The 15,433-nt window shown below is 58.6% G+C and carries 17 protein-coding genes and 1 tRNA gene; 9 read left to right on the forward strand and 9 right to left on the reverse strand.

Annotation, left to right across the window (positions count from 1 at the left end; translation table 11 throughout):
* Nucleotides 1–37 precede the first annotated feature (37 nt).
* On the reverse strand, nucleotides 38–556 hold the full coding sequence (locus FHE74_RS01265) for a YceI family protein (protein ID WP_139464617.1): 519 nt from the start codon (nucleotides 554–556) through the stop codon (nucleotides 38–40).
* A gap of 190 nt (nucleotides 557–746) precedes the next feature.
* Here FHE74_RS01265 and FHE74_RS01270 point away from each other — a divergent pair, with 190 nt between their 5' ends.
* Together FHE74_RS01270 and FHE74_RS01275 are read left to right on the forward strand one after the other, a co-directional pair.
* A complete protein-coding gene (locus FHE74_RS01270) occupies nucleotides 747–1,250 on the forward strand; it encodes a MarR family winged helix-turn-helix transcriptional regulator (protein WP_281279380.1) in 504 nt (167 codons plus the stop codon).
* Nucleotides 1,251–1,368: 118 nt separating this feature from the next.
* Nucleotides 1,369–1,611, forward strand: coding sequence for a PspC domain-containing protein (locus FHE74_RS01275; protein WP_139464618.1), 243 nt, complete (start codon nucleotides 1,369–1,371; stop codon nucleotides 1,609–1,611).
* On the opposite strand, the gene catC is transcribed toward FHE74_RS01275, so the two are convergent.
* The 5 genes from catC to FHE74_RS01300 form a co-directional block, all read right to left on the reverse strand.
* Nucleotides 1,612–1,902, reverse strand: a complete 291-nt coding sequence (catC, locus tag FHE74_RS01280) for a muconolactone Delta-isomerase (RefSeq protein WP_139464619.1) — start codon at nucleotides 1,900–1,902, stop codon at nucleotides 1,612–1,614.
* A 294-nt stretch (nucleotides 1,903–2,196) separates the two neighbouring features.
* A tRNA-Arg gene (locus FHE74_RS01285) sits at nucleotides 2,197–2,270 on the reverse strand.
* A 125-nt stretch (nucleotides 2,271–2,395) separates the two neighbouring features.
* Nucleotides 2,396–3,028, reverse strand: coding sequence for a LutC/YkgG family protein (locus tag FHE74_RS01290; protein WP_139464620.1), 633 nt, complete (start codon nucleotides 3,026–3,028; stop codon nucleotides 2,396–2,398).
* 1 nt (nucleotide 3,029) lies between these two features.
* Nucleotides 3,030–4,541, reverse strand: a complete 1,512-nt coding sequence (locus tag FHE74_RS01295; RefSeq protein ID WP_139464621.1) for a lactate utilization protein B — start codon at nucleotides 4,539–4,541, stop codon at nucleotides 3,030–3,032.
* Nucleotides 4,538–5,323, reverse strand: coding sequence for a (Fe-S)-binding protein (locus FHE74_RS01300; protein WP_139464622.1), 786 nt, complete (start codon nucleotides 5,321–5,323; stop codon nucleotides 4,538–4,540). Before FHE74_RS01300 ends, FHE74_RS01295 begins: the two co-directional genes overlap by 4 nt.
* Before the next feature lie 328 nt (nucleotides 5,324–5,651).
* Here FHE74_RS01300 and FHE74_RS01305 point away from each other — a divergent pair, with 328 nt between their 5' ends.
* The 3 genes from FHE74_RS01305 to lysA are packed head-to-tail and all read left to right on the forward strand — an operon-like array spanning nucleotide 5,652 to nucleotide 9,828.
* The gene (locus tag FHE74_RS01305; protein ID WP_139464623.1) at nucleotides 5,652–7,313 is read left to right on the forward strand and encodes an L-lactate permease; all 1,662 of its coding nucleotides are present in this window, start codon (nucleotides 5,652–5,654) and stop codon (nucleotides 7,311–7,313) included.
* Between the two features lie 21 nt (nucleotides 7,314–7,334).
* On the forward strand, nucleotides 7,335–8,483 hold the full coding sequence (locus FHE74_RS01310) for a DALR anticodon-binding domain-containing protein (protein ID WP_139464624.1): 1,149 nt from the start codon (nucleotides 7,335–7,337) through the stop codon (nucleotides 8,481–8,483).
* A 10-nt stretch (nucleotides 8,484–8,493) separates the two neighbouring features.
* The gene (lysA, locus tag FHE74_RS01315) at nucleotides 8,494–9,828 is read left to right on the forward strand and encodes a diaminopimelate decarboxylase (RefSeq protein WP_139464625.1); all 1,335 of its coding nucleotides are present in this window, start codon (nucleotides 8,494–8,496) and stop codon (nucleotides 9,826–9,828) included.
* A gap of 27 nt (nucleotides 9,829–9,855) precedes the next feature.
* On the opposite strand, the gene FHE74_RS01320 is transcribed toward lysA, so the two are convergent.
* Genes FHE74_RS01320 through FHE74_RS01330 form a run of 3 tightly spaced genes read right to left on the reverse strand, consistent with a single transcriptional unit; the run spans nucleotide 9,856 to nucleotide 10,973 of the window.
* Nucleotides 9,856–10,422, reverse strand: a complete 567-nt coding sequence (locus tag FHE74_RS01320; RefSeq protein WP_139464626.1) for a TetR/AcrR family transcriptional regulator — start codon at nucleotides 10,420–10,422, stop codon at nucleotides 9,856–9,858.
* A gap of 11 nt (nucleotides 10,423–10,433) precedes the next feature.
* Nucleotides 10,434–10,697, reverse strand: a complete 264-nt coding sequence (locus tag FHE74_RS01325; protein WP_139464627.1) for a CBU_0592 family membrane protein — start codon at nucleotides 10,695–10,697, stop codon at nucleotides 10,434–10,436.
* A gap of 15 nt (nucleotides 10,698–10,712) precedes the next feature.
* Nucleotides 10,713–10,973, reverse strand: a complete 261-nt coding sequence (locus tag FHE74_RS01330; protein WP_139464628.1) for a CBU_0592 family membrane protein — start codon at nucleotides 10,971–10,973, stop codon at nucleotides 10,713–10,715.
* A gap of 301 nt (nucleotides 10,974–11,274) precedes the next feature.
* On the opposite strand from FHE74_RS01330, the gene FHE74_RS01335 reads away from it, so the two are divergent.
* The 4 genes from FHE74_RS01335 to FHE74_RS01350 all read left to right on the forward strand — a co-directional run bounded on the left by FHE74_RS01335 (nucleotide 11,275) and on the right by FHE74_RS01350 (nucleotide 15,433).
* Nucleotides 11,275–11,772: a hypothetical protein gene (locus tag FHE74_RS01335; protein WP_139464629.1), complete on the forward strand. Its 498-nt coding sequence runs from the start codon at nucleotides 11,275–11,277 to the stop codon at nucleotides 11,770–11,772.
* A gap of 6 nt (nucleotides 11,773–11,778) precedes the next feature.
* Nucleotides 11,779–13,290, forward strand: coding sequence for a molybdopterin-dependent oxidoreductase (locus FHE74_RS01340; protein WP_246049123.1), 1,512 nt, complete (start codon nucleotides 11,779–11,781; stop codon nucleotides 13,288–13,290).
* An 11-nt stretch (nucleotides 13,291–13,301) separates the two neighbouring features.
* Nucleotides 13,302–13,961, forward strand: coding sequence for a hypothetical protein (locus FHE74_RS01345; protein ID WP_139464630.1), 660 nt, complete (start codon nucleotides 13,302–13,304; stop codon nucleotides 13,959–13,961).
* A gap of 146 nt (nucleotides 13,962–14,107) precedes the next feature.
* Entirely contained in the window at nucleotides 14,108–15,433 is a 1,326-nt protein-coding gene (locus FHE74_RS01350; protein ID WP_139464631.1) for a homoserine dehydrogenase, read from the forward strand.

Here is a 15,433-nt window from a genome sequence, read left to right on the forward strand (position 1 = left end):
GGTGACACCCGGGGCTAGCACTCGTGCGAGTGTGGGGTTACTTCTTGATGGCCGAGCCCTCGATCTCGATGGTGATCTCCTCGGACACCAGCACGCCGCCGGAGTTCAGGGGAGCCTGGAAGTCGATGCCGAAGTCCTTGCGGTTGATCTTGGTAGAAGCGTCGAAGCCCACGCGGGTGTTGCCCCACGGGTCGACCTCGGAACCCAGCAGGTCGACGTCGAGGGTGACCGGCTTGGTAACGCCCTTGATAGTGAGGTCGCCGGTGACCTTGCCGCCGTCTACATCGACGGAGGTGGACTCGAAGGTCATCTCCGGGTACTTCTCCACGTCGAAGAAGTCCTCGCCCTTGACGTGGCCATCGCGGTCAGCGTTGCGGGTGTCAATGGAGTCAGTCTTGATTACAACCTTGATGGCCGAGTTGTCGCCGTCGACTGCGATATCAGCGGTCCAGTCGTTGAAGGCACCGCGCACCTTGGTGATCATTGCGTGGCGAGCCACGAAACCAATGCGGGTGTGGGTGGGGTCCAGCTCGTAGGTGCCGTTGAATTCAGTCATTGTGTTCTCCTTGAGATTTATTGTTGCTTCTCGACGCGGTCCCTTTTCGACCTCGTCGGTGATACCCACCTTACCGCCATTTGGTGACGTGTCAACTAGAATTTTCAAATAAATAACGGGACTGGCTGTATATGCAGCTCAGAGGTGGGAAATTTATTTATCCTGTAGGTCCGCGCTAGGGTAGAAAGCCGTGACTGAGCAACCCCGATGGCTAAACGACGAAGAGCAACAGCTCTGGCGGCTCATGTTGGCGGGCCGGCGCAAAATCGAGCGCGTCATGGATGAGACCCTTCAGCGCGGCAGCGAGCTGTCTTCCTCGGAGTTCTCCGTCCTGGTCAGTCTCTCAGAATCGCAGGATTGCGACATGCGCCTGCGTGACCTGTGCGCGGCCCTTGACTGGGATCGTTCGCGGACCTCCCATCAGGTCAGCCGCATGGAGCGACGGGGTTTGGTGACCAAGACCCGCAGTGAAGGCGATGCCCGCGGAGTGGTGGTGAAGCTCACCGAAGACGGAATGCGACGCCTGAAGTTGGCGGCACCGGAGCATGTGGAATCCGTGCGTCGGGTAGCGTTCGATCCAATGACGCCCGAACAGGCCAAGGTTCTGAAGGCCTACCTGGAAGCGGTGATGGCGGTAGACAACGTGCCTGGGGTCGAAGGCTTCGATGGTCCGCTGTGCGGCAAAGGGGAATAACCCTTAGGGGAGGAAAATCCGGGGAGAACTCAGGGCCCTACCTGATGAGGGAAATCACGGATTCCGGTGTACTTGGAGGTGTCAGCAAGTCGCCGGATAGAAAAAGGACCTGATTCCCATGACGTACCCGATCAACGATTCCACCCTTGCGTACGACCTCACGGCAGTGGAGAAGCAACCGCGTCGACTGCATCGTTCCTCCACCCAGAACTGGGTGGGCGGTGTGCTCAGCGGATTCGCCGAGACCTACGGCTTTGACGTTGCGCTCATGCGCATCCTGTTTCTCTGCTCCATGCTGCTGCCAGGACCGCAGATCCTGCTCTACCTGGCGGCATGGCTGATCATGCCGCGTGACTACTAATTAGTAGGCCACTGCCTCGGTGACATTGGGGTGCTTGGCTAGCGGGGTGACCTTGATCTTCATGTACTTGTACATGGGGAAACCCGCCAACACCTCATGAAGATGATCGTTATCGCGAACATCGTAAATGGAGTGGTTCGCGTATTCGCCGACCACGCGCCAAATGCCCTTCATGATGCCTTCGCGCTGAAGGTTTCCGGAATACTCCTTTTCCCTGGCCTGAAAGTCCGCCACCTGTTCCGGGGTGAGGTGATCGGGGAACGTCACATCCATACGGGCGAGAAAAAGCATTCGGGGCACCTTTCTACGTTTGTTGATGGGGAAAATCCCACATTGTGGCCCATCCTACGGAAAAGGTGGGGGGTCCGTTTTGGGGCATGCTCTCGAACCGGGCATCAAAGCTCTAAAGGAATAGGACCAAAGGGCACGCCCTTTAGAGGTTTGAAGCGGAATCTCTTGCCCTTTGTGCCCATTCCTTTAGAGGTTTAGCACCTAGAGTTCCCTCAAGTCTCGGTTCTCGGAGCTACAAAAGACCTCGCCCAGATAGAACGAGGTTCTAAACGGGCGGGGTCTTCTTCCATGTTGTGTCCCCGACAGGATTCGAACCTGCGACCCCTGGTACCGGAAACCAGTGCTCTAATCCTCTGAGCTACGGAGACATTTAGCACCCTGCTAAACGCGCGGTGCAAGGAAAGAATAGCACCGCGCACCCGGTTACCAATAACCGGCCCCGCCACACCCCGGGCGATTCACGCCAGCGTGGCTGACCGGCCAATAACCACCATCAGTCGCGCACGATGACCACAATCAGGTCACGCGGACCGTGGACGCCCTCGACGCGGGAGAGCTCAATGTCGCTGGTAGCTGAGGGACCAGAAATCATTGTGCTGGGCTTGGTGGGGTCCATGCGCTCGATCATCTCGGGCACGCGATGAACGATGGAATCTGCTCGCACAATGCAGACGTGGCGGTCTGGGACCAGGGTCAGTGCACGGCGGCCGCACAGGTCACCGGACTCCAAGACGATTGTGCCGGTTTCAGCGCAGGATACGAGCGACTCGGTGAGCACGGCGTCGACAAGCGACAATTCGCGGGGGTTGGCCGCCGCATCGTCGGCACGAGCCTGACCTTCGAATGCGCTCAGAACCGCCTGGTCGATGCCAGGGGCATAGACCAGGTTCTGCACGGAGCGCTCGGTAAACACCTCAGCGAGCGTGTTGGAGAGCTCGGCGGAGGAGCACTCGTGGACATCCGCCTTGTAGTCCACCAGACGGTCGACCAGCATCTCGATGAGGGCGGGGCCGGAAACGGATCCAGCGCGGTGGTACTCGCGGGGTGCCTCCACCTTCTCTGCGGTGTGCGAGATCTTCTGCGCGGAACGAATGCGCCGCAGGATCTCTTCCTTGGCTGTGGACACGTCAGGCCTCCTTGGACGGCAGGTTGAGTAGGGTGCGGGCCTCGTCGGACTCGAACCACTGGCGGAAGGACTTCTTGGGCGGAATCTGGGTATCGCGAGCTCGGGACCAGCCACCGAAAGCCAACGGCAGAGACTGAATGGTTCCGTTGAAGCCACCCATGACGCGGCCAAGCGACATCAGGCGCATGGCCTTGTCCCAGAGCTGGGGCTTAGCCATAAGCATTCCTACCGGGCCCATGAGGAAAGCCTCTGGCTTGGGGTGGAACTGCTCGACCTTCTGGTGCCGCATCTCAAGAAGCACGTCGGTGATCGGAATCTTGACCGGGCAGACCTCATCGCAGCGACCGCAGAGCGACGATGCGAACGGCAGGGAAGCGGTGACGTCATCGACACCTTCCATGCCTGCGAGCTGCGGGGTGAGAATGGCGCCGATCGGGCCAGGGTAGACCGAACCGTAGGCGTGACCACCGGCGCGCTCGTAAACAGGGCACACATTGAGGCAAGCCGAGCAGCGGATGCACTTGAGGGCCTCGCGACCGATCTCGTTGGACAGGGCTGCGGTGCGACCATTGTCCAGCAGAATCAGGTGGAAGTTCTTCGGGCCGTCGCCCTCGGTCACGCCAGACCACAGCGAGGTGTAGGGGTTCATGCGCTCACCCGTGGAGGAGCGCGGCAGAAGCTGGAGGAATACCTCGAGATCCTGGTAGGTAGGCAGTAGCTTCTCGATTCCCATGACCGTAATCAGGGTCTCCGGCATCGTCAGGCACATGCGGCCGTTGCCCTCGGATTCGACGATGCTGATGGTTCCGGTCTCTGCCACGCCAAAGTTGGCGCCGGAAATAGCCACCTTGGCCTGCATGAACTTCTCGCGCAGGTAGAGGCGGGACGCCTCTGCCAACTCCGGGGGATTGGCGGGAAGATCCGGGCTAACGTTCGGCATGGAGCGGACGAAGATGTCGCGGATTTCAGCGCGGTTGCGGTGAATCGCCGGAACGAGGATGTGGGACGGGTAGTCCTTTCCTAGCTGGACAATCAGCTCAGCCAGGTCCGTTTCAATGGCGTGGACGCCGTGCTCAGCGAAGTATTCGTTGAGGGCGATTTCCTGGGTGGCCATGGACTTGATCTTCAAGACCTCGTCCTCGCCGGTCTCCTTGACCAGGTTAAGGGCGATTTCGTTGGCCTCGGCAGCGTCGCGCGCCCAGTGCACGTGCCCGCCGCGGGCGGTCACTGCCGCTTCAAACTGCTCGAGCAGCTCAGGCATACGGGCCGCGACGTCCTGCTTGATCGCGGAGCCAGCGTTGCGCAGCAGCTGCCAGTCGTCGAGCTCGGAGACGACCTTGGCGCGCTTGGCGCGAATCGTGGTGGTCGCGTGGTTGAGGTTGTGCCGCTGGGTGGCGTTGTTCAGCTCCTCGTGAGCAGACTTGGTAAAGCTCTGCTTGCGAAAGCGCAGGTTCGAGGGCTCGTGCGGGGCGCGCGGTGGCATGGAAGGGGTTCCGAGGGTTACCGGGCTCATAGCGAGGCCTCCTTGGTGTAAGCAGCGGAATCGGGGGAGTAGGGGTGTTCCTTGGTGGAGGCCAGGATCTCAGCGAGGTGGACGGCACGCACGCCGGATCGCTGACGAGAAAGGACGCCAGAGATATTCATCAGGCACGAGGAATCTCCACCGGTGAGGTACTCGACGCCCGCTTCCCGCACGTGGCGGGCCTTGTCGACGGCCATCGCCGCAGACATCTCGGAGTTCTTGATCGCGAACGTTCCACCGAAGCCGCAGCACTCCTCCTTGTTTTCCAGCTCGCGCAGCTCGATACCCTCGACTGCCTGCAGCAGCTGGTACGGGCGATCTCCGAGGCCGAGCATGCGCAGGCCGTGGCAGGACGGGTGGTAGGTGACCTTGTGCGGGAAGAAAGCACCCACGTCGGTCACACCCTCCACATCGACCAGGAACTCCGGAAGGTCGTAGGTCTTGGCGGCAACTTCCTTTGCACCCTCGGCCAGGCCAGCGCGGCCATAACGCTCGGCGACGTGGGGGTTGTGCTTACGCACGCTGGTCACGCACGAGCCGGAGGGGGCCACGATGGCATCGATCGAAGGATCGTTAAAGGCATCCACATAGGTGCCCACGATCTTCGCTGCTTCGCGCTGGTAACCGGAGTTGGTGTGCATCTGCCCGCAGCACGTTTGGCCTTCGGGATAGACCACCTCGTGGCCTAAGCGCGCCAAAATGAGGGCGGTGGCTTTCGATGCATCCGGAAACATTGCGTCACCGATGCAGGTGGAAAACAGTGCGATTTTCATCGTCACTCCATTTCACAGCAATTGATTGTGGTTCATAGAGGGCCTTGCACAGGTTTTGCCCACGTAGGTGGTGCCTGTGAGGGTTCTACTTCTCAACCTACCGCATGACCAAAACCGCGATGACCAGGAAGAATAAAGAAACAAAGTTGTTTCAAAAACAAGGAGAGGCTGAGCCTGAAAATCCTTTGCGAGTGAGAAGAAAGATGTCATTGAAAATCGTGCTCTGCAATAGGATTCAAGATGTCCATGCGAGGTACTCCAGCCGCGGTGTAAAAAGTGCGGCCGGAGGCACGTCGCTTCCTGCTCGTCCCAGAAAGTGGTGCCCTTCGTGACTTCCACCTTCACTGCTGCCACAGACGCTGTAGCTGGCAGCGTCGCATTGAGTGCTTTAGTGGGAATTCTTCCCCTTGCCGCGTTCTTCTTGCTGCTCATGGCCCTGAAATTGCCCGCTCATGTTGCAGCCCTCATCTCCGCGGCCATTGCCGTCGTCATCGCCATCTTCGGGTTCTCCATGCCCGTCGGGCTGACGCTGCTGTCACTGTCGCAAGGTGTGACGTTCGGCCTGTTCCCGATCGTGTTCATCATCATCATGGCGGTGTGGATCTACGACCTCACCGTTTCTAGTGGTCGGTTTGAGGATCTCCGCACGATCTTTTCCAAGATCGGGCGTGGCGACGTCCGTGTGCAGGCCATGCTTATCGGCTTTGCCTTCGGAGGTCTTCTGGAGGCTTTGGCTGGATTCGGTGCCCCCGTGGCCATCGTCGTGGCGATGCTCGTCAGCATTGGCCTCAAGCCCATGAAGGCGATTCTGGTCACCTTCGTAGCCAACACCGCTCCCGTGGCGTTCGGGGCAATGGCCATTCCCATCACCACCGGCGCCGGCCTGGCTGGGCTGGATCCCAACCTGCTTGCCGCCACGGTTGGTCGTCAAGTCTCCGTCCTGGCATTCGTTGTGCCCTTCGTTCTCGCACTGATCATGGACGGATTCCGTGGATTGCGACAGACCTGGCCGATGGCCCTCATGCTCGGTGTTGCCTTTGGCGGTGGCCAGTTCCTGGCCTCCAACTTCATGACCTATGAGCTGACCGACGTGGTGGCCTGCCTTATCTCGCTCGTCGCCGGTGTGGCTCTCCTGCGCGTCTGGGGTCCGACAACCCCGGAGGATCAGGCTTCTGCTTCTGCAACGAATGGTACGGCCCACGAGCTGGACGCCCGCCGAACGGTGCTCGCACTATTCCCGTACCTGCTCATCGTGGTCGCCTTTGCCATCACCAAGCTGTGGACCGTGGGCGTCAACATTCCTAAACTGCTGGCATCAACCGACATCAAGATCCCGTGGCCGGGTCTGCACGGTAACCTGCTCACTGCCTCTGGGCAGCCCTCGTCAGCCACCATGTTCAACTTCAACTGGCTGTCCAACCCCGGAACGATTCTGTTCCTGTGCGGACTTATCACTGTCGCCGTCTACTCGGCGACGAGCACCAGCGAGCGTTCTCTGAGCGTTGGCCGTGGTTTTGGGCAACTCTTCTCCGGGCTGAACCGAATGAAGTTGTCCTACCTCACCATTGCCGCGGTGATGGGCTTGGCGTACGTGATGAACTTCTCGGGGCAGACTGCCGCCATTGGCGCGCTGTTGGCGGGAGCTGGACGATTCTTCCCGCTTATTTCCCCCATCGCTGGCTGGCTGGGAACCGCAGTGACGGGCTCGGCTACGTCGTCGAGCGCGCTGTTTGCTCAGATGCAATCGACCTCTGCCCACAGCATTGGTGTGGAGCCCCACCTGCTGGTGGGTGCTAACTCGGCAGGTGCTGTGACCGGCAAGATGATCTCCCCGCAGACCGTGGCCATCGCTGCAGCATCAGCCAACATCAAGGGTGAGGAAGGGCGGATCACCGGTCAGGCACTGCTGTACTCGCTGTGCTTGCTCGCGTTTATGTGTCTCCTGGTGTTCCTGCAGTCCACGCCGATCTTGGGCTGGATGGTCCCCTAAACATCGAATAACCTGCTTCCCATGACCCCTGCCGACCTTGCTGACTTGGTGCATCGAGTTGCTCATCAGGTGCTGGTCGCCCAGGGGATAGATCCGAGCATTGTGCCAAAGAGGGTCGTCGTAACGCGACCGCGTAATCCCGCACACGGCGACTACGCCACCAACGTCGCAATGCAGATCGCCTCGCGCACTGGCATGCGATCGGTAGAACTGGCGGAGCGGATCGCTAGTGGCCTGAACTCACGCGAAGAGATTTCCAGGGCTGCAGTGGCTGGGCCTGGCTTCCTTAACATCAGCATTGCTCCGCTGGCCCACAATGCGCTGGTTAAGCAAATTCTTGAGGCTGGGCCTGCCTACGGGGAAGGCCCCGAATTTCGGGATCACTCCTATGCGGTATGTGTCGAGGTCAGCCCAGCTGATGCGGGAGGGGACTTAAGGGCTGCTCAGTTAGCCGTAGTAGCCGACACCCTGGGCCGAGCTCTGGAGCTTGCGGGGGCTCGGGTTTCACGAAAATACGTCATCTCACCGCGCGGTACATCGGAATTTGCGGAGAGTCTCGGGGAGCTCGGGGTCCCGGTCACATCAACTTCTGGTGGCGACGTCACAATCGAGGCCCACCAGCTCAATCACGCGCGACTGACTTTTTCTGGGGGAAAGAACGTCGATACCCTTGCCCAGCTTGTCCAGGAACTCGGTATCGACGGGGCACGCTACTGCTTTGTGCACGCAGGAACCGGAGCGACGGCGCGGACCGATACGCGTCGGTGGTCACGGCAGTCAACGGAGAACCCGCTGTACTGGGTGCAATTTTGCCATGCGCGAATGAGCTGGGTCGAACGTACCGCGAACGCATTGGGGTACGAGGGATCCGTTGTTGGAAATCAGCTGCCCGCTCATCCCTGTGAAGAGGAGCTCCTTCGAGTGCTCGGCGATCTACCCGAAGTGGTCGCTTCAGTAACCCGCAGGGGAGAGGTTCATCGGGTTACCCGATACGCTGAAGAGCTAGCGCAGGCGTGGGAGAGTTTCTACGCTTCGTGCCAGGTTCTGCCCAAGGCGGGCCAGGCGTGGGATGAAATGTGGTCGGCTCGGGTGACACTCACCCGGGCGGCGCGAGTGGCCATGGCTAACGTTTTGCACGTAATCGGGATTAGCGCTCCGGAGCGGATGTAGGAGAAAGAAGATGAATCACCAGGATTTCAACGGTTTGCCTGCCCATGTGTGGCCGCGAAACGCTGCGCGTGATGCGTCAGGCGTGGTGAGCATCGCCGGTCTAGCGCTTCCGGACTTGGCCGCAGAGTTTGGCACCCCGCTGATGATTATCGACGAAGACGACTTCCGCAGCCGTTGCCGAGATATGGCTGAAGCCTACGGTGCTCCGCGCCGCGTGCATTACGCTTCCAAGGCCTTTTTGACTTCGACCATTGCGCGCTGGGTCAATGAGGAGGGCTTGAGCCTGGATGTCGCTAGCTTCAACGAGCTCACCATCGCCCTGCGGGCAGGCTTTCCTGCCGAGCGCATCACGGTGCATGGCAACAACAAGTCCCGCGAGTTCCTCCGCTCCTGCGTGACACATCAGGTTGGGCACGTCGTCCTGGACAACTCCGGGGAACTGGACTTGCTCAATGAGGTGGCCCGCGAACTAGGCAAGACACAGCGCGTTATGGTCCGAGTGAAGCCAGGCGTGGAAGCTCACACCAATGAGTTGATCGCCACCGCCCACGAGGACCAAAAGTTTGGCTTCTCCCTCGCCGACGGCGCAGCCTTTGCCGCAGTTCAGGCAGCCGTAGAAGCCGAGAACCTCGAACTGGTGGGCCTGCATGTTCATATTGGTTCCCAAATCTTTGACATGCCAGGATTCCAGCTGGCCAGCCAGCGAGTGCTAGGCCTGTACGAGCGGATCCACACCGAGCTGGGTGTCGACTTGCCAGAGCTCGACTTGGGCGGTGGCTACGGCATCGCCTACACCGCAGATCAGCGTGCACTGGATGTGAAGACCCTCGCCCATGGCATGCTGCGCGAGGTTGAGGACCTTGCCAAGGAACTCGATATTCCCGTCCCGGAGGTGTTTGTTGAGCCTGGACGTGCTATCGCCGGCCCAACGACGGTGACGCTGTACACCGTAGGGGCTGTGAAGACGATCAAGATTTCGGAGACTGCCACCCGGCGGTATATCGCGGTCGACGGCGGCATGAGCGACAACATCCGTCCCGCGCTATATGAGGCCGAATATGACGGACGCGTTGTCAACCGCCTCTGCGACGGGGAATACGTGGACTCGCGTGTGGTGGGAGCGCACTGCGAGTCTGGCGACATCCTGGTCAACGAGGCGGAATACCCGGACGACATCACCCCCGGCGATCTCTTTGCCACCCCCGCCACGGGAGCGTACTGCTACGCGATGAGCTCGAATTACAACATGTTCACCAAGCCCGCCGTGGTCAGCGTGAAAGACGGCAAAGCGACGCTTATGTTGCGCCGAGAAACCGTGGATGACTTGCTGCGGCTTGAAGTCTAAATAACGCTGGACAGAGACTAAGACCTACTACATCGGATTGTGCTGCGCGTTGCTCCCAGGGCCGATATACGAGTGCTCCGGTGTTAGTCGCTCTACTGCGGTTCGTATCCGGGTAGTAGGAAAGTCCTGGGCAAAAATGTTTCGGTGGAGCGCTACGCCTTGGTAGAGAGAATCGACCATAAACACGGTGTCTGCAGTAAAGCAGGTCCTCATAATGTCGCAGCATTTCCTAGACCATGCTTGAAGAATCGCCCGATAGCGAGGGCGCCGCAGCGCCAATGCATAAAGCTCTGAGCCAACAATTGTGTCGGAGATCGTCAGCTCCACCATGGAAACCAAGGCCGACCGCGCGCTTTCTAGAGAATCGACGGCTGCGAAATGCTGATTGATGGTTTCGACAGATCGACGAGTGTATTCCGTGAAAGCCTCGCATAAGAGGTCGTCCTTGGAATCAAAGTGATAAGTGATCGAGCCCAGCGCGGTGTGTGCGCGCTGGGCGATCATACGGTTGGTCGCTCGCTCAGCGCCGACTTCCGAGATCACCTCGAGGGCGGCGTCGATAAGCATCTGACGCAACGACTTGTGCGGGGCCATATGCCCCAATACTAGGCGAGGTTTCGCTCTGGCCCGTTCTTGCGGGTGAAAATCTTGTACAGACCAAACGCTGCGACGATCGCCCACACGGCCTCAGTAACGAACAAACCTGGATTGAAAGGTTGAATGGCGGTGTAGGTGAAGCCGAGAGCTCCGAAAAGGTTGAGCACTTGATAGAGCACTGATTCAGCCTTGATCACTCCGAAATTCATGAGTCCAAAGGCGACAACGAAGAGTACGCCGGAGACAATTCCGATCTCGTATGCGAGTTCCATTCCTAAATCGTCTCCTTACTTAACCGCGCCGCTGGTGCGCCGATTGCGGTAAATCTTGATGACGCCATAAAGGCCAATAAGCGACCAAATGAGTTCCGTCCAAAAGACGCCGGCATTAAACGGGGCGAAGGCAGATGCGGCGAGGAAGCCCGCACCGAGGAAGTTCAAGATCTGATACGGGTAGGAATCAGCGCTCCATTTCCCGAGGTTGAGCATGGCGAACGCGAAAAGCAGCGCCGCGGATGCAATTAAACCGAAAATGACCATTGCAGACATGCTGACGTGGTCCTTTCTGCGAGGAGGGTGGTATCTCGTCCATCGCTGTAGGACTCTCCGGCGTCCATATCCGATGGGCTCATTTCTGGATGTTAGGGCATGAAAATACCAATCAACTACTGTTCGCTTGACCAAATAAACATACTGTTCGTATGAACAGAATTTGCAGGTGAGTCAAGGTTTTTCTTGCTTTGTGGGATGCTGCTGCTTACATTGTCTTTGTACAGGATTGAGGCGAATTCTCCGGTCGGCTCGGGTCCTGTCAATCATGCATCCGAACGACTGGAGGAATCGTCGAATCATGGCGAGCACGCCTGTTGGCGTCGATAACAACATCCACGACGTCAAACTTCACATCAAGAAGGGGCGCAAACGAGCCCCCTTCTTTCGCTACATCCGTATCAACCTGCCCCGCACCACCAAAGCAATCGCATTGCTCGTTATCGCCGCACTGGGGGCTTGTTCCCTTGCATTAGCTTTGGACGGGATTTCCCCATTTATTGGTGGAACGATCGCGCTTTACGTCATCGCCACGGTCTCATTCGGCTTCTGCGTAGTTGGCGCCTTTGTGCACAAGGATATCTGGGGGATTGGCATGGTTCCTGCACTCATGGCTTTGGTGTTTTACATCGCCAGCTTGTTCGGAACCGCCCCTTTCGTGTGGAACGGTTATGGGATCTTTACGGCCGCAACTTTTAACAGCCTGCTGTTTGCTGCAATTGCCTACTTAGTAATCCGATGGGCTCTGAGCTACGGGATGTTGGTGGCTTACCCCGACGACCAGGGCTTTGACGATTAGGAGCACATGATGGAACCGATCTTAAATAGCTACCCGGTGTGGTTGCGGGTGGAACATTTTGTCAACATTCTGTTCATCACGCTCTTTATTCGCTCTGGTATTGAGATCTTGGGAACTTTTCCTAAGCTGCATACCTCCGTCCACACCCCGATTGGTGGACAGTGGGCGCAGTTCACCGTGAAGAAGAAGCGCAAGCTCAAGTACTACCCGGTTTCCGGTGAGTACGACGACTACAGCCCAATCGTGTCCCTGCCTGGTCACGGTGATCTGGGCCAGGGGCGCTACTGGCACTTTATCTCGGTGATGTTCTGGGTAGCGCTCATGTTTATTTATTGGGCACTTCTCCTGTTCACCGGCCAATGGCGCCGCTACGTGCCCACGGATCTGGATGTTTTCCCGCAGGCTTTCAACGACATGGTGAGCTATCTAGCGTTTCAGATCCCACCGGCGATGGAGGGGTACCCATTCAACGCAGTTCAGATGCTGTCTTATGGGTTCGTGGTACTCGTTCTGCCGGTGATCATGATGGTCACCGGTGCATTTCAATCGCCCGCAATTAACTCGCACTTCCCCCGCATCTCCCGACTCATGGGCGGCCGCCAGGTTATTCGCACAGTCCACTTCCTGGGGCTACTTGCATATGTCGCGTTTATTGTCATTCATGTGCTGATGGTGGTCATGCACGGGTACGGGCACGAGACCTCAAAGATGGTGTTCGGGCATGCCCACAACGAGTTGGCAGGTGCTCTCATCTTCACCGCTGGTCTCGCCCTGATCGTCGCGTTCCACGTGTGGGCCACTTTGACATCCACGTACAAACCTAAGGTCGTCGAGAAGCTCCACAACGCTACCGTGCGTCCCTTCTCTCGTTTCCTGCGTTCAAAGATGCCATCGCGTCAGTACGAGGCATATCGCGATCACGAGGTGACCCCGGGAGACTTGCACCGCGCTTCCGGAATGCCCCCGGCAAGCGAGGAATACATAGCGATGATGTGCAATGACTTTGACGACGATTACGTCCTCGAAATCGGCGGCTTGGTGGAGCGTCCGATGCGATTGACCATGCCTGAGCTGCGGGCGCTTGCTGCAGGGCACTCCCAGAACACCGTGCATCACTGTGTGCAAGGGTTCTCTTCAGTCGGTGCGTGGGACGGCATTTCCTTCCCGGATCTCTTGGAACTGGTCAAACCCCTCGAAGGGGCAACCGATGTCGTAGTGCATTCTTTCCAGAACATGTCCCGCGATGACGACAACTACAGCGGCTCGTACTACTACGAATCCATGCCAATGGTTGAAGCGAAGCAACCGCAAACGATGTTGGCAGTGGGCTACGCCGGCGATGAACTCCCCATCAAAAATGGTGCCCCGGTGCGTCTGCGAGTAGAAACGTCCACCGGTTTTCGCAGCGCCAAGTGGCTTGACCGGATCGAGGTGGTCAATCGATTCGACATCATCGGCAATGGCATGGGTGGCTTTTTCGAGGACACCGGTAGTTACGACCGCATCCAGATGATCTAGGAGACGAGAAAATGTCGAAACCTCTATACCAAGACATTGTGCTTGACGACGCCGCTGTCGCTCGGGTTCGCGAGTACATTGCCTCGTCCGGTTTCGAGTTCAACGGTTATCGGGAATTCGAAATCAATCGTCGGGCGCGCTACCTAGGGTGGATCGTTCAAGCGGAGGACCTCGAGGCTTTTGGAGTCGGCTTGCGTGCTGGGGGAGAGGGCACGTTCATTCGCATGAGCCGTGAGCAACTTTTAGGGGAACCAAGCGCCAAGGTCTTGCCGCTGAACAATCCGGTCAAAGCTCGCGACACCCTGACCCTGAGCCGGTTCTATCCGGCAACCATTAAAACCGGTGTGGACACATATGCCGGTGATGAGGGGTTGCCCGGTGCGGACATGGACTTGGACCTCTTAGAAGCTCAGTTGCACGACATCGCCGATTTCCATCGGGGAGAGCCTACCTACGGTAATCAGGAGATACTGGACCTCAAGATTTACTGGGGAACACTATTGGCAGGGCGCTATCCGAGGCTCAAAGCTCTAGCTTCGCGAATGTCAGAGAAGCAGCTCACTCGACTTGAGCATTTTGAGACCGAGGTAAGAGAGTCCGAGCCCATCCTCAAAGAGTTGGGGCTTCCCACCTTGGAGACGCTGAAAACCATCCCCACACGCAACGGGTAGTCCTCCTTCAAGCCTTCAACTAGGTGTTCTCCAACCCCCGCCTTCCGGCTGATGAACTTAATTGACCTCGTCACTCGTGGAAATGAACCATGCGGTCTATTATCGTGGCAAGCAATCATCCCGAAGCTAGTTTTCCAAGGAGTGCCATGACGGTAACGGACCTGAATCCAAACGACACCAAGACAGTCGGCGTGGCGATTCTGGGCATGGGAACCGTCGGTACTTCTGTTGCGCAGCTGCTCCAGGAGAACGCCGATGAGTTCGCCCACCGCATCGGTGGTCCGGTGGAGATCAAGGGCATCGCGGTGTCTGACCTGTCTAAGACTCGCGAGGGCATCGATTCGAACCTGCTCACCGACGATGCTCGCGCTCTGTGCACCCGCGATGACGTAGACGTGGTCGTCGAGGTGATCGGTGGAATCGACTACCCCCGGGAACTGGTCCTGTCTGCGCTGAAGGCCGGGAAATCCGTGGTTACGGCGAACAAGGCCCTGGTCGCTGCTCATGCCGATGAGCTCGCAGAAGCTGCCGACGAAGCCGGCGTAGACCTCTATTTCGAGGCGGCGGTTGCTGCGGCCATCCCGGTGGTGGGAATGCTGCGTCGTTCTCTCGCCGGAGACCAAATCCAGCGCATCTCCGGAATCGTCAACGGCACCACCAACTTCATCCTGGATGCCATGACCAGCACGGGCGCCAGCTACGAGGATGCGTTGGCGGAAGCCACCCGCCTGGGATACGCGGAAGCCGATCCGACCGCTGACGTGGAGGGGCATGATGCTGCGTCGAAGGCAGCGATCATGGCTTCGCTGGGATTCCACAGCCGAGTGAAGTTCGACGACGTCCACTGTGAGGGCATCACGAACATCACCGCGGATGACATCGCCGCCGCTTCCAAGGCTGGCTACACCATCAAGCTGCTGGCAATTTGCGAGCGCATTACCGATTCTGAGGGGAAAACAGCTGTGTCGGCACGCGTCCACCCCACGCTCATCCCAAACTCTCACCCCCTGTCGAGCGTGAGCGAGTCTTACAACGCCATCTATGTGGATGCAGAGGCTGCAGGCTCTTTGATGTTCTACGGAAATGGCGCAGGAGGGGCCCCGACCGCTTCCGCTGTTCTGGGCGACCTGGTGGGCGCCGCTCGCAACAAGGTGCACGGTGGTCTTGCGCCGGGGGAGAACACCTACGCCAACTACCCGGTCGCTGACTTTGGTGAGGTTCCGACGCGCTACCACATCGACATGACGGTCAACGACCGCACCGGTGTGCTCGCCGATCTGGCGGCTCGCTTCAGTGCCCATGGAATCTCTCTGCGTACCGTGCGCCAGGAGGAGCAGGAGCGTCATGAGAACGCACGCCTGATCCTGGTTACCCACCAGGCCCGCGAGGCGGATCTGCAAGCGATCGTCGACGAGCTCTCTGGGCTTGACGACGTCCGCGAGGTCAACAGCGTCATTCGCCTCGACGGCTAG

The organism is Corynebacterium tapiri (assembly GCF_006334925.1).
Taxonomy (GTDB): Bacteria; Actinomycetota; Actinomycetes; order Mycobacteriales; family Mycobacteriaceae; genus Corynebacterium; species Corynebacterium tapiri.

Bases quoted from the DNA above. Each gene is read 5' to 3' on its own strand.
- FHE74_RS01265 (WP_139464617.1), bottom strand. From the start codon at position 556: ATGACTGAATTCAACGGCACCTACGAGCTGGACCCCACCCACACCCGC.
- FHE74_RS01275 (WP_139464618.1), top strand. From the start codon at position 1,369: ATGACGTACCCGATCAACGATTCCACCCTTGCGTACGACCTCACGGCA.
- catC (WP_139464619.1), bottom strand. From the start codon at position 1,902: ATGCTTTTTCTCGCCCGTATGGATGTGACGTTCCCCGATCACCTCACC.
- FHE74_RS01295 (WP_139464621.1), bottom strand. From the start codon at position 4,541: ATGAGCCCGGTAACCCTCGGAACCCCTTCCATGCCACCGCGCGCCCCG.
- FHE74_RS01300 (WP_139464622.1), bottom strand. From the start codon at position 5,323: ATGAAAATCGCACTGTTTTCCACCTGCATCGGTGACGCAATGTTTCCG.
- FHE74_RS01310 (WP_139464624.1), top strand. From the start codon at position 7,335: ATGACCCCTGCCGACCTTGCTGACTTGGTGCATCGAGTTGCTCATCAG.
- lysA (WP_139464625.1), top strand. From the start codon at position 8,494: ATGAATCACCAGGATTTCAACGGTTTGCCTGCCCATGTGTGGCCGCGA.
- FHE74_RS01320 (WP_139464626.1), bottom strand. From the start codon at position 10,422: ATGGCCCCGCACAAGTCGTTGCGTCAGATGCTTATCGACGCCGCCCTC.
- FHE74_RS01325 (WP_139464627.1), bottom strand. From the start codon at position 10,697: ATGGAACTCGCATACGAGATCGGAATTGTCTCCGGCGTACTCTTCGTT.
- FHE74_RS01330 (WP_139464628.1), bottom strand. From the start codon at position 10,973: ATGTCTGCAATGGTCATTTTCGGTTTAATTGCATCCGCGGCGCTGCTT.
- FHE74_RS01335 (WP_139464629.1), top strand. From the start codon at position 11,275: ATGGCGAGCACGCCTGTTGGCGTCGATAACAACATCCACGACGTCAAA.
- FHE74_RS01340 (WP_246049123.1), top strand. From the start codon at position 11,779: ATGATGGAACCGATCTTAAATAGCTACCCGGTGTGGTTGCGGGTGGAA.
- FHE74_RS01345 (WP_139464630.1), top strand. From the start codon at position 13,302: ATGTCGAAACCTCTATACCAAGACATTGTGCTTGACGACGCCGCTGTC.
- FHE74_RS01350 (WP_139464631.1), top strand. From the start codon at position 14,108: ATGACGGTAACGGACCTGAATCCAAACGACACCAAGACAGTCGGCGTG.